Annotated in this window: 19 protein-coding genes and 1 pseudogene; all 20 read right to left on the reverse strand. The window is 40.6% G+C overall.

Annotated elements, in window-relative coordinates; all coding sequences use genetic code 11:
* Nucleotides 1-98: 98 nt before the first annotated feature.
* Complete coding sequence (locus QM409_RS06190) at nucleotides 99-560, reverse strand: ECF transporter S component (RefSeq protein WP_084928284.1); 462 nt, start codon at nucleotides 558-560, stop codon at nucleotides 99-101.
* Nucleotides 538-1,311 carry a bifunctional hydroxymethylpyrimidine kinase/phosphomethylpyrimidine kinase gene (locus tag QM409_RS06195; protein WP_414305327.1) on the reverse strand — a complete coding sequence of 258 codons (774 nt, stop codon included), beginning with the start codon at nucleotides 1,309-1,311 and terminating at the stop codon, nucleotides 538-540. The genes QM409_RS06190 and QM409_RS06195 overlap by 23 nt, the downstream gene beginning before the upstream one ends.
* Complete coding sequence (truA, locus tag QM409_RS06200; RefSeq protein ID WP_229294627.1) at nucleotides 1,301-2,050, reverse strand: tRNA pseudouridine(38-40) synthase TruA; 750 nt, start codon at nucleotides 2,048-2,050, stop codon at nucleotides 1,301-1,303. Before truA ends, QM409_RS06195 begins: the two co-directional genes overlap by 11 nt.
* Before the next feature lie 99 nt (nucleotides 2,051-2,149).
* Nucleotides 2,150-3,301, reverse strand: coding sequence for an MFS transporter (locus QM409_RS06205; protein ID WP_023946242.1), 1,152 nt, complete (start codon nucleotides 3,299-3,301; stop codon nucleotides 2,150-2,152).
* A gap of 124 nt (nucleotides 3,302-3,425) precedes the next feature.
* On the reverse strand, nucleotides 3,426-4,055 hold the full coding sequence (locus QM409_RS06210) for a Pr6Pr family membrane protein (RefSeq protein WP_414305326.1): 630 nt from the start codon (nucleotides 4,053-4,055) through the stop codon (nucleotides 3,426-3,428).
* 2 nt (nucleotides 4,056-4,057) lie between these two features.
* On the reverse strand, nucleotides 4,058-4,396 hold the full coding sequence (locus QM409_RS06215; RefSeq protein ID WP_001061596.1) for a zinc ribbon domain-containing protein YjdM: 339 nt from the start codon (nucleotides 4,394-4,396) through the stop codon (nucleotides 4,058-4,060).
* 207 nt (nucleotides 4,397-4,603) lie between these two features.
* Nucleotides 4,604-5,122, reverse strand: coding sequence for a Dps family protein (locus tag QM409_RS06220; protein ID WP_049510669.1), 519 nt, complete (start codon nucleotides 5,120-5,122; stop codon nucleotides 4,604-4,606).
* Between the two features lie 160 nt (nucleotides 5,123-5,282).
* Nucleotides 5,283-5,685: pseudogene (locus QM409_RS06225) on the reverse strand (ATP-binding cassette domain-containing protein); the annotation flags it as partial.
* A gap of 74 nt (nucleotides 5,686-5,759) precedes the next feature.
* Complete coding sequence (gene tpiA / locus QM409_RS06230; RefSeq protein ID WP_261015752.1) at nucleotides 5,760-6,518, reverse strand: triose-phosphate isomerase; 759 nt, start codon at nucleotides 6,516-6,518, stop codon at nucleotides 5,760-5,762.
* Nucleotides 6,519-6,615: 97 nt separating this feature from the next.
* The gene (locus QM409_RS06235; RefSeq protein WP_084886660.1) at nucleotides 6,616-7,293 is read right to left on the reverse strand and encodes a DnaD domain-containing protein; all 678 of its coding nucleotides are present in this window, start codon (nucleotides 7,291-7,293) and stop codon (nucleotides 6,616-6,618) included.
* A gap of 8 nt (nucleotides 7,294-7,301) precedes the next feature.
* Nucleotides 7,302-8,246, reverse strand: a complete 945-nt coding sequence (gene metA, locus QM409_RS06240; RefSeq protein ID WP_261067262.1) for a homoserine O-acetyltransferase MetA — start codon at nucleotides 8,244-8,246, stop codon at nucleotides 7,302-7,304.
* Between the two features lie 182 nt (nucleotides 8,247-8,428).
* The gene (locus tag QM409_RS06245; protein WP_049492387.1) at nucleotides 8,429-8,941 is read right to left on the reverse strand and encodes an adenine phosphoribosyltransferase; all 513 of its coding nucleotides are present in this window, start codon (nucleotides 8,939-8,941) and stop codon (nucleotides 8,429-8,431) included.
* Between the two features lie 86 nt (nucleotides 8,942-9,027).
* Entirely contained in the window at nucleotides 9,028-9,786 is a 759-nt protein-coding gene (locus QM409_RS06250; RefSeq protein ID WP_261082283.1) for a class I SAM-dependent methyltransferase, read from the reverse strand.
* Nucleotides 9,787-10,174: 388 nt separating this feature from the next.
* On the reverse strand, nucleotides 10,175-10,864 hold the full coding sequence (rplA, locus tag QM409_RS06255) for a 50S ribosomal protein L1 (protein WP_001085679.1): 690 nt from the start codon (nucleotides 10,862-10,864) through the stop codon (nucleotides 10,175-10,177).
* 97 nt (nucleotides 10,865-10,961) lie between these two features.
* Nucleotides 10,962-11,387 (reverse strand): 50S ribosomal protein L11, encoded by a 426-nt coding sequence (gene rplK / locus QM409_RS06260; RefSeq protein ID WP_001085807.1) that lies wholly within the window; start codon nucleotides 11,385-11,387, stop codon nucleotides 10,962-10,964.
* A gap of 227 nt (nucleotides 11,388-11,614) precedes the next feature.
* Entirely contained in the window at nucleotides 11,615-12,331 is a 717-nt protein-coding gene (gene ldcB / locus QM409_RS06265) for an LD-carboxypeptidase LdcB/DacB (RefSeq protein WP_414304584.1), read from the reverse strand.
* A 2-nt stretch (nucleotides 12,332-12,333) separates the two neighbouring features.
* Entirely contained in the window at nucleotides 12,334-12,804 is a 471-nt protein-coding gene (locus tag QM409_RS06270) for an HIT family protein (protein ID WP_414305325.1), read from the reverse strand.
* A gap of 1 nt (nucleotide 12,805) precedes the next feature.
* Nucleotides 12,806-13,843 (reverse strand): M42 family metallopeptidase, encoded by a 1,038-nt coding sequence (locus tag QM409_RS06275; RefSeq protein WP_414305324.1) that lies wholly within the window; start codon nucleotides 13,841-13,843, stop codon nucleotides 12,806-12,808.
* Between the two features lie 96 nt (nucleotides 13,844-13,939).
* Nucleotides 13,940-15,265, reverse strand: coding sequence for a branched-chain amino acid transport system II carrier protein (gene brnQ, locus QM409_RS06280; RefSeq protein WP_414305323.1), 1,326 nt, complete (start codon nucleotides 15,263-15,265; stop codon nucleotides 13,940-13,942).
* 171 nt (nucleotides 15,266-15,436) lie between these two features.
* Nucleotides 15,437-15,724: a rhodanese-like domain-containing protein gene (locus tag QM409_RS06285; RefSeq protein ID WP_023943660.1), complete on the reverse strand. Its 288-nt coding sequence runs from the start codon at nucleotides 15,722-15,724 to the stop codon at nucleotides 15,437-15,439.
* Between the last annotated feature and the right edge of the window lie 99 nt (nucleotides 15,725-15,823).

Here is a 15,823-nt window from a genome sequence, read left to right on the forward strand (position 1 = left end):
TTCGAAAATCTTCCCACAATAAAACGCATAGTATCAAGGTTTTTCAACACCTGATACTATGCGTTTTTCTTATTTGAAAAACTTTTTACTCAGCCTCTTTACTTAATCTTCTTGATACTTTGACTAAGTATAAATCCTACAATCATCCCTACCATATTTTGCATGAAGTTTGGTAGGATTTCTGGTAGGGCTGCTGCCCAGCCATTCATCAATGTAGAACCCAAGGCGTAACCCCCTACCATGGCAATCGTTGCTAAGATAAGGCCTAACCACTGAGTTTTTCCTTTAAATCCTGCGAAAAATCCCTGCAAGCCATGGTTGAGCAAGCTAAAGAACATCCACTGAGGATAGCCTGATAAGAGGTCAATCAAGAAACCTGCTAATCCTCCTACTACAGCCCCTTCACGACTACCAAAGTAAAAGGCCGTAAAGAAGACACCCGCATCTAAAAGAGTTAGAATGCCTGTCGGTGTCGGGATTTTTAAGAAATAACCTAGAACCACAGAAAGGGCGGTTAATAGGGATACAAGGGCAATTTTAGTGGTTTTGGTTTGCTTCATATTGTCTTACTCCATACTGATCTGCTTGTGCAATGGCACGGTAAACGAAAGCCTTCGAGCTTTCTACTGCTGATAAAAGTTCATCACCTTTAAGCAAGTGACTGGCAATGCTAGAGGCAAAGGTACAACCTGCGCCAGCATTTTGCCCTTGAATGACGGGATTTTCTAGGACTGTAAAGTTTTGTCCATCATAAAAGACATCTACAGCCTTGTCCTGACTAAGGCGATTGCCTCCCTTGATGATGACTGCTGGCGCTCCTAAGTCATGCAATTTCTGCGCTGCAGCTTTCATATCTTCAAGGGTTTTAATCTCTTGATCTGCTAGTAATTCTGCTTCAGGAAGATTAGGTGTAATCACACTGACATGAGGGAAAAAGCGAATCAACTCTTGGCAGAGTTCACTAACTGCTACGTCGTGTGTTTCCTTGCAGACCAAGACAGGGTCCAGAACCACAGGCACTCCTGGGCGTTGCTTGATAAAGTCCAATGCCTTCTCAGCCGCACTGACAGTAGGGAGAAGACCAATCTTAATTCCTGCAAACTCCACATCACGCAAGCTATCTAATTCATGTTGAAAAATGGTATCGTCAGTTGGAAAGACTTCAAATCCTTTTTCTGTCAAGGCTGTCAAACAAGTCACTGCTACAAAGCCATGCAAGCCGTTCAAGGTATAGGTAGCCAAATCAGCTGACAGGCCACCACCACTAAAAATATCATTTCCAGAAAGTGCTAAAATACGATTATTCTTCATAACGAATCTCCTTTAAATATAGACCATTTGGTGCTGCAGTGGGACCTGCAAGCTGCCTGTCCTTTTTCTCCAAGATTAGGTCAATCTGCTCTACTGGCATGCGGTTATTGCCGATTTTAAGCAGTGTCCCCACCATATTGCGAATCTGCTTATACAAGAAACCATTTCCTGAAAAGGTAAAGGTCAAAAACTGACCTGTCTCATCAACTGCTAAACTAGCTTCTGTGATGGTGCGAACCTTATCCTCTACACTAGTCCCAGAGGCTGTAAAACCGGTAAAATCATGAGTTCCCTCTAACTTTTTGATTGCAATCTGCATGCGTTCCACATCGAGTGGATAGGGAAAGTGAGTGGCATAGTGACGGCGCATAGGATTCTTGGGACGTCCCCTATCCACAATAAACTCATAGGTCTTGCTATGCTTGGCATAACGGCAATGAAAATCATCCGCCACAAGCTCAATCGAAATCACATCAATATCTTCAGGAGACTGGGTGTCCAAAGCAAAACGGAGCTTCTCCTCATCCATCTGATAAGGTAGATCAAAATGAATAACCTGTCCCAGAGCATGAACCCCACTATCTGTCCTACCAGCACCGTGAACAGTAATGACTTGCCCTTTATTTAACCTGGTCAAGGTTTTTTCAATTTCTTCCTGAACGCTACGCGCATGAGGCTGGCGCTGAAAACCAGAAAAGGCGTAACCATCATAGGAAATAGTTGCTTTATATCTCGTCATAACTTCTATTTTATCAAGAAAATAATCTGTAAACAAGGGTCTAAATCAAATATTGTCTGGGTACAAAATTCACAAAAAGAAAAACTTAGGAAACCAATCCTAAGCTCTCTTTTGAAGTAGGTACATGACAAAGATAGAGGTTACAATCAACCATGAGCCTAAAATGGCAAAGACCAACATGCCATTGTGAGTTAGTAACCCAATTGCACCTAGAACAAATGGGGTCGTAAAGGCTCCGAAACTACAGCCTAATACAGCAAATGAAGTCGCTTGATTGAGGAGTTTAGCTGGAATTCGTTCAGAGACAAGTTGAAAGACCGTCGTCAAGGCTACACTGTAGGCAAAACCGGCTAGAATACTCCCTGCCACTACCACCCACAAGGATGGAGACAAGGCAATCACAATTTGCCCTAAGCCAAAAGTAATTCCAGACCATAGGAGCAATTTCTCTTTAAAGATAGAAATCAAGAAAGAGAAACTCACACCAGCCACAATCCCTATCAACTGCATGACACTAAGAACAAAACTAGATAACTGGGCATCTCCAAGTCCTCTTTCCACCATCAAACTTGGAATACGGATGGTAATGGCTGTATTGGTACAAACTACAACTGCCGCTTCAATAGCTAAGATAAAAATCAAGCCCTTCATTTCCCGAGTTAAGCGACTTGCTTCCTTCGTTTTTTTCTTGACTTCTTTCTTTTCTTTTCCATAAGGTACAAAGAGCAGATAAAGGATCAGAACTAAAAATCCAGCACTATAAGCTAAGAAAGTAGCTGTCCAACCAAAGGCCAACAATTGGCCGACTGCCAAGGTAATGAGAGAAGCCCCAACGACCTCTGCAGAACCGCGTAGCCCTAACATCTGAATTCTCGTTTTTCCTTGATAGCGTTCACTGATAATAGAAATGGCCTTGGCATTGATCATCCCAACACCTAAACCAAAAAGAATCCGTGTTCCAAAGACAAAAGGATAAGCTTGGTACCAAAAGGGAGCAGTTCCACTTAGTGATAAAATCAGCAATCCCAAACTGATCTGTAAGCGCTCAGGAAATATTTTTTCTAAGAAACCATTTAGTAATAACATAATCATGATTCCAAAGGAAGGCAAGCTCGCCAAGAGCTCAATTTGTTCCTTAGGATAACCTTGATAATAGTCAAACATGGCTGGCAGGGCACTCGAGATGGAAAAGGACGTAATCAAAACGAGGGAGAGAGCCAAAATACTGGCCCGTTCTAAAAATTGTTTCATGAAATCTCTTTCTATATTTCTCTTAATCTTCTACTTTTTTGATAGTCATCAAACAAGCAAGAAAAGAAGAAGCCTCTTTAGTGTACAGACTCCTTCTTAAACTCGAAAATGAATCCCTTGTGTCTTAGGATGATTTTCTCTTGATTTGCTTAATAAAGTAGAAGATAAATCCTGCCACCATATAAGCAACAAAGATAATCAGACACCACTTGAACACGACATCCCAACCCTTGTTCACATTCAAAAAGAAGTACGGGAAGGGACTGACCTTAGAATTAGGAACATCAAGTTTCAATACCAAGCCATTAAAAAGAGCAAAAATCATATACAGCAAGGGTAAAATCGTCCACACAATTGGGTCCCAAATCTTGTATTGACCCTGTTTGTCAAAAAAGAGGGTATCTGCTAAAAACCAGAGGGGAACGATATAGTGGCAAAGGAAATTTTCTAGGGTATAGAAATTAGTCGCAATGGGCGCTAAAAGGAAATGGTAAATCACACAGGTAATCATGATACTCATGGTGACCCCACCTTTTAAGCGCAAGAGACTTGGCCTTTGCCAGTTTACACCTAAACGGCTCATAACCTTTAGGAGATAGAGCGTAAAAATCGCGACTAAAAGGTTGGACAGAACAGTGTAATAGAGAAGCATCCCAAATCCACCATGCTTGGCGATTTCAAGATAAACTCCCGTAAAAACCGCTAGAAACAAGAAGATACGGCTATAAAATACAAGTTTGTAGTGCTTTGACATGCTTAAATTTTCTTCACAAACTCTGATTTGAGTTTCATGGCACCGAAGCCATCAATTTTACAGTCGATATTGTGGTCGCCTTCTACGATGCGGATATTTTTCACGCGCGTCCCTTGTTTCAAATCTTTTGGCGCACCTTTTACTTTCAAGTCCTTGATGAGGGTTACAGTATCACCGTCAGCCAATTTATTCCCGTTGGCATCGATAGCAACAAGGCCCTCTTCTACATCTGCAACTTCAGCAGGATTCCACTCATAAGCACACTCTGGGCAAACCAGTAGGGCACCGTCTTCGTAGACATACTCTGAGTTACATTTTGGGCAATTTGGTAAGTTGTTCATGGTTTCTCCTTATCATCATTCACTATTCTTTGAAAATCAAAATTTCTCGAACAGCAACTATTATACCTTAAAATCAGCATTTTGACAAATGAGTCGCCGGAGAAGCAAAGAAAAAATCATGTAACTTTGTCTGCTACATGATTTTTAAAAGATAGTTTATCATGAGTAGTGATACAGAAACTCATGATAGAAAGGGATGCATTTATCTTACAAACCAGGTGCTTGTCCAAGTTCTGCCGCAAGCATCCAAACCGTTTTCTCAAGTTCAGCTTTAGCACCAACAAAGATATCGTTTGTCACATCATCACCTTCTTCATCAGTAACATCCAAAGCTTTTTGGAACAGAGTGATGAGATAACGATAAACATCTAGGACACGTTCCAAGCTTTCTTCAACACTACGGAATTCTCCTTCTTCTTCTTCGATTTCACTATGTTGAAGGAATTCTGTCAAAGTAGAGAATGGGCTGCCACCAAGTGTAATCAAGCGTTCGCTGATTTCGTCAAGATAGCCATCAAGGCTGTCCATGTATTCATCCATTTTTGGATGCCATACAAGGAAACCACGACCACGCATGTACCAGTGCACTTGGTGCAAGGCAACGTGGGCTACGTATAAATCAGCAACAGCTTGGTTCAAGACTTCCTTTGTTTTTGCCAATGCTACTGGCGCTGCTTTTGTCAATGATGTTACGTCTTTTACTGCTTCTTTTTTCAATTCTACCATTTTATTTTACCTCATTCATTATTATTTGTAACCACTTCTTAATGATTACTACCTTAGTATACTACTAAGGAAAACAAATAGCAAGCCAAATGACTCACATGAGAAAAGTTGCAATAGACTGATAATTTAAGAAAAGTTTGACATTATTTTATTAGCTGATTTAATCAGATTGGCTTGAAAATTGGCTATGGTAAAGATCATAATAAAAAACCTTTCGCTTGGAGTACACTTTCGTGATTTCCCTGCTAAATAATCTGTCCATCCTTAAGAACGAGAATCTTATTTGCTTCTTGAATGGTCGAAAGGCGGTGTGCAATGACAAAGCTGTTCCTTCCTTTCATAAATCGTTTCGTGATTTTTTGAATCAAGAGTTCCAAACGGGTATCAATAGAGGAAGTCGCTTCATCCAAAATGAGAATTTTAGGATTGTCTAGGAGAGCACGCACGATGGTCAAGAGTTGTTTTTGCTCGAGGGAAATATTGCTGGAGTCTTGGTTCATCTCCATGTTATAACCACCAGGAAGAGTTCGGATAAAGTTGTCTACATTTTCTGCTTTAGTAGAAAAAAGAAAGGACGATATTTGTCCTTTCTCGATTTTAGCTTTTCTTCAACCCAATAATGTTGATAAAGAGTCGATTATTTTACAAAGTCAAGCAATGCCAAGAAGCTTTCAGCTTCAAGTGACGCACCACCAACAAGGGCACCGTCAACGTCTGGGCAAGCCATGTATGAAGCAACGTTTTCAGGTTTAACAGAACCACCGTATTGAACACGAACTTTGTCCGCAACTTCTTGACCAAAGTCAGTAGCTACAACGTCACGAACAACTTTACACATTTTTTGTGCGTCGTCTTGTGAAGCTGATTTACCAGTACCGATAGCCCAGATTGGCTCGTAAGCGATAACTGATGCAGCAACTTGTTCAGCAGTCAATCCAGTCAATGCAGCAGATACTTGAGCACCTACGAATTCAGCAGCTTTACCAGCTTCATAAGTTTCAAGTGACTCACCACAACAGATGATTGGAAGCATACCGTTTGCAAAGATTGCTTTTGCTTTTTTGTTGATATCTTCGTCAGTTTCGTGGAAGTAGTCACGGCGTTCTGAGTGACCGATAACAACGTAGTCAGTACCGATTTCTTTCAAAACTTGTGGGCTTGTTTCACCAGTGAAAGCACCTGCATTTTCAAAGTAGCAGTTTTGAGCAGCAACTTTAAGGTTTGAACCTTTTGCAGCTGCAAGAACCGTTGTCAAATCAAGAGCTGGAGCTGCGATACCTGCTTCAACAAGATCTGATGAAGGAAGTTTTGATGCAACTGCTTCAACGAATGCTTTAGCTTCTTCTGGATTTTTGTTCATTTTCCAGTTACCAGCGATAAATGGTTTACGTGACATTTCACATACCTCTTTTTTCAATTTATTTTCTACTTATTTTATCACAATTATACACAGCTTGCAAATCTTACTCGGATTTCAAGCCTGCTTGTAACGATCAATCCTTCCAGAGATCCATAGCATTTCTAAAATCTGCCGATACCTGTGTCAACTGAGGATTGCTTGCTTCTCTCTCTGCCCGCTTGGCCTCTATTTGAGCCACACTTTTGATGCCTTCATGGCGCCAATTTCTCAAAATGGCCTGGATATACTTCCAGTTTGGTTTTCCATTCAAAACCGCTTCACGAAGAGCCTCCTTAATCAAGTCAGCACTGGTTCCATCTTCCTTTAGTGTCTTAGTCAAATCCTCAATCTCAAAAGGAGTCAACAAGCGTCCCAACTCCTGCTGGAAAGTTTCCACCAAATTCTTAAGCTGATTTTGAGGTGTCAACTGGTCTGAACTTGAATGAGCAGCTCCAAGCAAATTATCCAAACGTTCCAATGCCAAACTAGCATCAAAAAGCAATTCGATTTCGCCATTTAATTCGATAGTACGATACTGAAGCAGTCCCCTCTCCGTCAGATTGGAAATGGCCTGATTGACATCCGAAATTTCCTTACCAATCCTTTCAGCAATCTGGCTTGGCGACATTTCATCCAAACCTGTCGTATTTTGCAAATAGAAAAATTGCCAGACCAGAAAATCGTCGCTAGAAGGAAAGAGTTCCTTAAAATGCAAGAGCAGGGCACTCGGTAAAACCAAGTTCCCTGATTTAAAAGCGTCTAAATATGTCATAATTCCTCTTATAAATACCCAAAAGCAGATGCATCATCTTCTATTTTTCTCCAGTCAAAAGGGGTTTCCTGATAGACTGCATAGTTTACCCAGTTACTGAAAAAGAGGGCTGCTGATGAAGACCAACAAAGACAAGGTGTCTGATTAACATCGTCATCCTTAAAGTAATTTTCTGGAATATGTGGGTCTAAACCTGCGTCACGATCCCTAAAATACTCTTTTGCCAAGGTATCACGGTCATATTCCAAATGCCCAAAACTATAAATTTCTCGTAAATCACGACTGGCCAAAATCGAAACCCCAACCTGAGGTCCTTCTGATAAAATCTCGAGATTGGTTTTGTTTAAGACCTCTTCCTTAGAAATCTCCGTGTGCCGTGAATGAGGTGATACATAGCTATCATCAAAACCTCTAAAGAGAAGGTGACCCTCTTTTAGAGTATCCTGAGGATAAATACCTGATAACTTATTGTCCATCTGGTATTTTTCAACCCCATAACGCAGATAGAGTCCCGCCTGAGCACCCCAACAGATATGAAGGGTCGAATAGACATGAGTCTTAGACCACTCAAGCACCTGACTGAATTCCTCCCAATAGTCCACTTCCTCAAATGGTAAATGCTCAACTGGAGCACCCGTGATAATCATCCCATCAAAATACTCGTTCTTAACTTCAGGAAAAGTTTTATAAAAGGTCTCCATGTGCTCTGAACGAGTTGTCTTAGAACGGTGGCTTTCCATATAAAGAAAATCAATATCCAGTTGCAAGGGCGTATTCGCCAAATGGCGCAACAACTGGGTCTCTGTGACCATTTTCTGTGGCATGAGATTTAAGATTAAAATCTTCAAGGGACGGATATCTTGGTGGGCCGCACGTTGATCATCCATGACAAAGATGTTCTCTGTCCGTAAAATCTCAACAGCTGGTAATTTTTTATCAATTCGAATCGGCATAACCCTCTCCTAACTGTACTCTTTCAGGAATAATTGCATATGTTTGAAGCCAAATCTCAAACACTTAGTCCTTTTATTATACTGCAAGAAGATATAGTTTTCAATTATAGTTTTTCTCTAACTAGCTATAGTCTATTTTTATATCCTAATGTAGAGAAAACAGCCCTAGGGACTGTTTTTCATTAATAATGCATAAGAACCTTGTAATCGTAGTCACCGATTTTTTCACGGCCGTTCAATTCATCCAATTCAACAAGGAAGGCACAACCTGCTACAACACCACCAAGTTTTTCAATCATCTCGATAGTTGCCTTAACAGTTCCACCTGTTGCCAAGAGGTCATCCACGATAAGAACTCGTTGACCTGACTTGATGGCGTCAGCATGCATAGTCAAGGTATCAACCCCGTACTCTTTTTCATAGTCAGCAGAAATGACTTCGCGTGGCAATTTACCTGGCTTACGAACAGGCGCAAAACCAATTCCCAACTCAAAGGCAACTGGACAACCCACGATAAATCCACGAGCCTCAGGCCCTACGATCATATCGATTTTCTTGTCAGTAGCATACTGAACAATTTCACGAACAGCGTAGCTATAAGCATTTCCATCAGCCATCAAAGGACTGATATCACGGAAGGTGATACCTTCCTTTGGATAATTTTCAATTGTTGCAATGTAATCTTTTAAATTCATCTTTTTCTTTCTTTCAAAGTTTTTTACTCTCTATTATAGCATATTTTTTAAGAAAGAAAAAAGGAAAAGTTAACTTCAATAATTATCTAACGATTTGACGATTTATAACTAGCCATCGCAATAAAGCCCAGTTTCTGTTTATTCTTAGCAAACATTTTATACATCGTTAAAAATTGCTTTCTATTCTCCTTTTTACAAGCATTTACACAAATTTTCAAAGTTCCTAGCCAACCTTCGTCATAAATCATACCTGATAATTTCATTAATGTCATTTCACCAGTCAATACTTTCACATCACGATAACCTGATTCTATCATCACCTGTTCCCAACCATCTTGAGTTAAAGGACCTACATTTACATGAATTGCTTGTGACAATTCCTGTCTGATAGACTCTTTAGCTTCCTTAAGAAGCACATCATGTGTCAAAAGAAGACCTTCAGGTTTTAAAACCCTTAGATACTCCATTACACATTTTTTCTTAGCTTGATCGGCTTGCATAGTCAGCATAGCTTCATTTATAACAATATCAAAACTAGCACCTTCATAAGGAAGTTTCATTGCATTTGCTCTTTCAAATCTGATTAGATGCCCAACACCTGCCGTTTCAGCAGATTTTTTAGCCACTTCTAAAGCTTGAGCATCCATATCAACAGCAGTTATCTTACAACCAAAACGCTGTGCCAACTCAATTGCTGTAGTTCCCCTATTACACGCAACCTCTAGTATTCTCTTTTCTTTTGAAAATCCTCCTTCTGCAATTAACCAATCTGTGGCACGTTTTCCACCTGGACGTAAGCGCTTTTTTCCCAATTTTGCTAAAAACTTATGACCTGCTTCTGACATTTGAACACCTCTGTTTTTTCTTCATTATAACATAAAATGATATTATCTAACAATTCTAATCTAGTTTTTGATGAACTATAATCAAACGCATACAAGCCACCATGACTATAGCATAAATTTATTATTACCTCTCTAGTTCGAATTCATACTCAATAAAAATCAAAGAGCAAACTAGAAAGCTAGGCGCAGGCAGTACTTAAGTACGACAAGCCGACGCTGACGTAGTTTGAATTTGATTTTTGAAGAGTATCAATTGCTCACGTAGTTTACTCATATAGGTTCACTAGTAGATGGTAACCACGGAGTACTTACATCTCAGATGAACGACATACTCGCCGTACCAAAAAAACGAGCACTTTCGTACTCGTTCTCTGATATAAACTACTGATTAAAGTGAGTTTACGTCAACTTTGATACCAACACCTTGAGTAGTTGTGATAGTCAAGTTTGTTACGTAAGTTCCTTTAGCTGTAGCTGGTTTTGCTTTTTGGATTGTTTCGTTGAAAGCTTTGAAGTTTTCAACCAATTTTTCAGTTTCAAATGATACTTTACCGATGATTGCTTGAACGTTACCTGCACGGTCTGCACGGTAAGTAATTTTACCACCTTTAGACTCTTCAACTGCTTTAGCAACATCCATTGTTACAGTACCAGTTTTAGGGTTTGGCATCAAGTTACGTGGTCCAAGGACACGCCCAAGACGTCCAACAAGAGCCATCATGTCAGGTGTAGCGATAACTACGTCGAAGTCCAACCAACCGTCGTTGATTTTAGCAACAAGGTCATCTTCACCAACAAAGTCTGCACCAGCAGCTTTTGCTTCTTCAGCTTTTGCACCACGTGCAAAAACAAGAACGCGTGAAGTTTTACCAGTACCGTTTGGCAATACCATTGCTCCACGGATTTGTTGGTCAGCTTTTTTAACGTCGATGTTCAAGTTGTAAGCAACTTCTACAGTTGCATCAAATTTTGCAAAGTTAGTTTCTTTTGCAAGTGCTACAGCTTCTTCTACGCTGTATGCTTTTGTGCTGTCGATTTTCTCAAGAGCAGCACGAAGTTGTTTGCTTTTTTTAGCCATTTTCTATTCTCCTTGTAAGTGGTTCAATCGATTTTCATCTCCCACGTCACTTCTCGAAATGATGAAGTCTTGCGGGTTATATTGGGGGTGTTATTGATTAGTCAACAACAGTGAATCCCATAGAACGAGCAGTACCTTCGATCATACGCATTGCAGACTCTACGTTTGCTGCGTTCAAATCTGGCATCTTAGTTTCTGCAATTTCTTGTACTTGTGCACGAGTAACTGTAGCAACTTTAGTTTTGTTAGGTGTACCTGATCCTTTTTCAACACCTGCAGCTTTTTTCAAAAGAACAGCAGCTGGTGGTGTTTTAGTGATGAAAGTAAATGATTTATCTTCGTAAACTGAGATAACAACTGGAATGATCATACCAGCTTGGTCAGCTGTACGAGCGTTGAACTCTTTTGTGAATCCCATGATGTTGATACCAGCTTGACCAAGAGCAGGTCCAACCGGTGGAGCTGGTGTAGCTTTACCAGCAGGGATTTGCAATTTTACAAGTTTTTCGACTTTTTTAGCCATTTTTAAATCCTCCTTTGTGGTTTTGGCGGTAATTAGAGATTTTTACCTCCCACAAGTATGCTTTACACATACCTATCTATTATACACTATTTATCTAGAATTGCAAGAGAAAAGTTTATTTTTTATACTCAATGAAAATCAAAGAGCAAACTAGGAAGCTAGCCGCAAGCTGTACTTGAGTACGGTAAGGCGACGCTGACGTGGTTTGAAGAGATTTTCGAAGAGTATTAATCGACGTAATCTCCGCCTTCAAATCCGTAGTATTCTTCCAAACTGAGACCACTCTCTGCAATTTCTTTTGCTTCTTTTCCGACATAACGAAGGTGCCATTCTTCAGCCATATAGCCTGTTTCTTTTTCTTTACCTTTGAGATAACGGACAACAAAGCCATAATCAGCTGCATGGTCCAAGAGCCATTGGGCCGCTTTTTCTTCTGTCACCAAATCACCATTTGTCCCAATCACATCAAAGGCTAAACCTGTCTGGTGTTCGCTATAGCCAGGTCGAGCAGAATAACGGTCAGCTGCTGCCTTCCCATCTTGGTTGACATAATCTTGATAGAGCTTGGTCTGAGTTTCATAACTTCTAAAACCACTATAATGGTCACTAATTGGGAAACCTGCCTCTTGCATCGCTTTGATGAGTTTGACCAACTCAGCCTTGGCTGTTGGATTTTCCCCTGGATTGTAGTCTTTTGACAATGGGTAGTGTTTATTGGCTACGATGATTTCATCGTATTTCCCTTGGATGCTGTAGTAGTCTCCTTTATTAACCACTTCTGCTTTTTTCTGAGCAGCTCCTTGAGACTTGCTTCCGACTGTTCCATCAGCTTTAGCTGTTTGTTCTGTCTTAGCTGCGCCATCTTCATTTTTTGCTTTTTCTTGTGAACAAGCTGCTAGACTCAAGGCTAGCAAGGCTGTCAAGACTAGGTATCTTTTTTTCATTTCTACTCCTTTATTTCTAATAGTTTATCTACTTCTATTGATAAACGTTTAACTAATCTTTCAATCTCATCAGTTTTTGCTTGGTAGGTCTCTGCTGTCATTTCTTCAAAGGGAACCCACCAGACTGGCCCACGTCCTTTGAGACCGTGTCCATTCATATCACCTCTTCGTCTAGGAAACAGATGCCAATGAAGATGGGCATCGCCATTTCCTAGCAGTTCGATATTCATTTTCTCAGCAGCAAAGGCCTTGGCAACTGCCTCTTGGACTAAACTCATTTCTTCTAGAAAATGGAGTCTCATTTCCTTTTCTAAATGGTGCAATTCGGCGACATGTTCCTTGGCTAGAAAGAGACTATAGCCTGCAAAATACTGGTGGTCTCCAACCACAAGATAGCCTGTTTCCAACTCTTTGACAAAATAGGGATTTTCTCCCTTCTTGATGAGTTCAATTCTCTGGCAAATCAAACACATATTAGTCTACCAATTCGCTCTTAAGATAAGCATCAACCATACGCTCCGTTGCGACCACCGAGTCAATATGAGTACGCTCATAAGAATGGCTAGACTCGATACCAGCACCGAGAAGGGCATGTTTGACTTCTGCACCTGCAGACATAGCCGCTGAAGCGTCTGAACCATAAAACGGATAGATATCCAGCTTAAATGGAATATCTTGCTCTTTAGCCAAAGCAACCAAGTGTTGCCGGAAGTCATAATGATAAGGTCCAGAAGCATCCTTGACACAGATAGACACTGTATATTCGTCTGTTTGCTGATCATCTCCCATAGCTCCCATATCCACAGCCAGATATTCTACCACCTGAGCAGGAATATTAGAATTAGCCCCATGCCCCACTTCTTCAAAGACTGAAAAAGCAAAATGTGTTGTTACGGGCAATTCAATCTTCTCTTCCTTATAACCACGAAGCAAGTTAAGCAAAATCGCTGCGCTGACCTTATCGTCCAAATGACGAGATTTGATAAAACCTGTCTCTGTCACGACAGTTCGTGGGTCAAAACTGATAAAATCACCGACCTCAATACCAAGAGCACGAGTTTCTTTTTCACTGGTTACTTTGGCGTCCAAACGCACTTCCATATTATCCTGCGTGCGTTCTGCAGTTCCTGAATCCTTATAGACATGGCAAGAAGTTTGGTGGATGAGGATGGTTCCTGATACTTTTTGACCTGTGCTAGCCACATGAACGGTACAGTTTTCACCTTCAATCATGTTCCAAGGAAAACCACCGATACGGTCCATTTTGAGACGACCGTCTGGTTTGACAGCACGGACAATGGCCCCCAGCGTATCCACATGGGCAGTCGCATAGCGATGCTCTTCATCATTTTGACCTTTAATGGTCACATTGACACCACCCTTAGCTGTGCGAACCGGCTGGTAACCAAAACCTTCTAGAGTCTTGACTAAATAGTCCGAAATCTCCCGAGTGAAGCCCGTTGGCGACGCAATGGCTGTCAGTTCTTTGATATATTCTACTGTTTGATTCATTTCTTCACCTCTTTTGCTACCTATTATAACACATTTATCATCGGATAAAAAAGAAAATCACTCCTGCAGACTTTGCTACAAAAGTGATTTTAGTGATTATTCCATTTCAAAAACATCGCTTTCTTGCTTGTTTGGTAGAACCAATGAGAGCAAGATTCCGACAATGGCTGGTACCAACCATGGGAGTGATGCCTTAGCAAAAGGAAGAGCATTTACAAGGTTTGCAAGAAACTCAACCTTAAATGAGCTTCCTAATACGCTTGCAATGGCAATAGTTGTAACCACAGCAATTGTCAACTGCATACCTGGTTTTGAAAGAGCCACGAATTTGTTGACAATGACAATCATAACGATAGCAATCGTGATTGGGTACAAGATAACCAGTACTGGAATTGAGTACTTGATAATCGCATCAAGACCCAAATTAGCAATGGCAAATCCAATCAAGGTAAAGGCTGTCGCATAAACCTTGTAGCTGATTTGTGGGAAGCGTTCATTAAAGAACTCAGCTGTTGACACAATCAAACCAACTGTTGTTGTGAAGCAGGTTACAGTAACCATAGCTGCAAGGAAGAGTTGAGCTGTTGAGCCAAAGATTTCTTGAGTCGCTTGTGACAAGATGTAAACACCAGGTGTTCCACCTTTCATCGCTTCAGCTGGTACTGGGAAATGATTTCCAAGGAAACCTAAACCGATGTAAAGAGCGCTGAAAGCAAGGGCAACAACGATACCAACAACCCAAATAGTCGAAATGTATTCTTTCTTACTTGAGAAGCCAAGTTGTTTCAAGGTTTGAACTGCGATTACGCTAAAGGCAACTGAAGCAAGGGCGTCCAAGGTATTGTAACCTTCTAGGAAACCTGTACCAAAGGCAGAAGCTTGATAAGCAGCTGAAGCAGCTTGAGGACTTGTTCCACCGTATTTGATAGCTCCTAGGACAACCAAGATAACAATCAAAATCGCAAAGACTGGTGTTAAAATACGGCCGATACGGTCTAAGATTTTTGATGGATTGAGCGAGATTAGATACGCTGCTGCAAAGTAAAGAACCGTAAAGACAATCAAGCCAAGTCCTTTATTTGCATCCGATAAAAGGGGACTAATCCCTACTTCGTAAGCTGTTGTAGCTGTACGTGGGATAGCAAAGAATGGACCGATTGACAAATAAAGAACTGAGAGGTAAAGAGTCGCAAACCAAGGCGCTATCTTTGTTGAAATCTCGTAGATATATCCTTTAGGATTTAGCGTTCCAATAATAAGAGTCAATACGGCGATACCGACGCCTGAAAAGACAAAACCTGCGATGGCAGGAAGAAAATGTTCTCCAGATAGAGCACCTAGAGAAGGCGGAAAAATCAAGTTTCCCGCACCAAAAAATATTCCAAACAGGAGCAAACCTGTTAGGGCACCTTTTTTAGCCATGAAAATCTCCTTCATATTTATAAAATACTGACCTAGTATATCATGAATAGGAGTATGAAAAAAGCTTCACGAAGTAAATATTGAATGTTTTCAAGATTCTTAAAAATAAGAATTATCTAAAAACAAAATTCTCCTACCGAGATTACACCAAGTAGGAGAAAATTCTAATGTTTAAAGTTCTTCAAAGGCCATCATGCCACCTTGTACATTGATAACCTCATAACCTTGTTCTGATAAGAATTGGCAAGCACGCGCCGATCTCATTCCAGATTTACAAATAACATAATGTAACTGATCCTTGTCCAACTGATCATAAGTATCAGCTAATTGACTCAGAGGAAGATTCTGAGCACCTTCTAAATGAAGAGCTTCAAACTCATCCACTTCTCTCACGTCCACTAGAGAAAGTTGGTCGTTTTGGTAAAGCTGGTAAAATGCGTCAAAGGTTATTTCTTTCATTCTTTTTCTCCTAATACTCTTCGAAAATCAAATTCAAACCACGTCAGCGTCGCCTTACCGTACTCAAGTACAGCCTGCGGCTAGCTTCCTAGTTTGCTC

The organism is Streptococcus mitis (assembly GCF_047465045.1).
GTDB lineage: Bacteria > Bacillota > Bacilli > Lactobacillales > Streptococcaceae > Streptococcus > Streptococcus mitis_DT.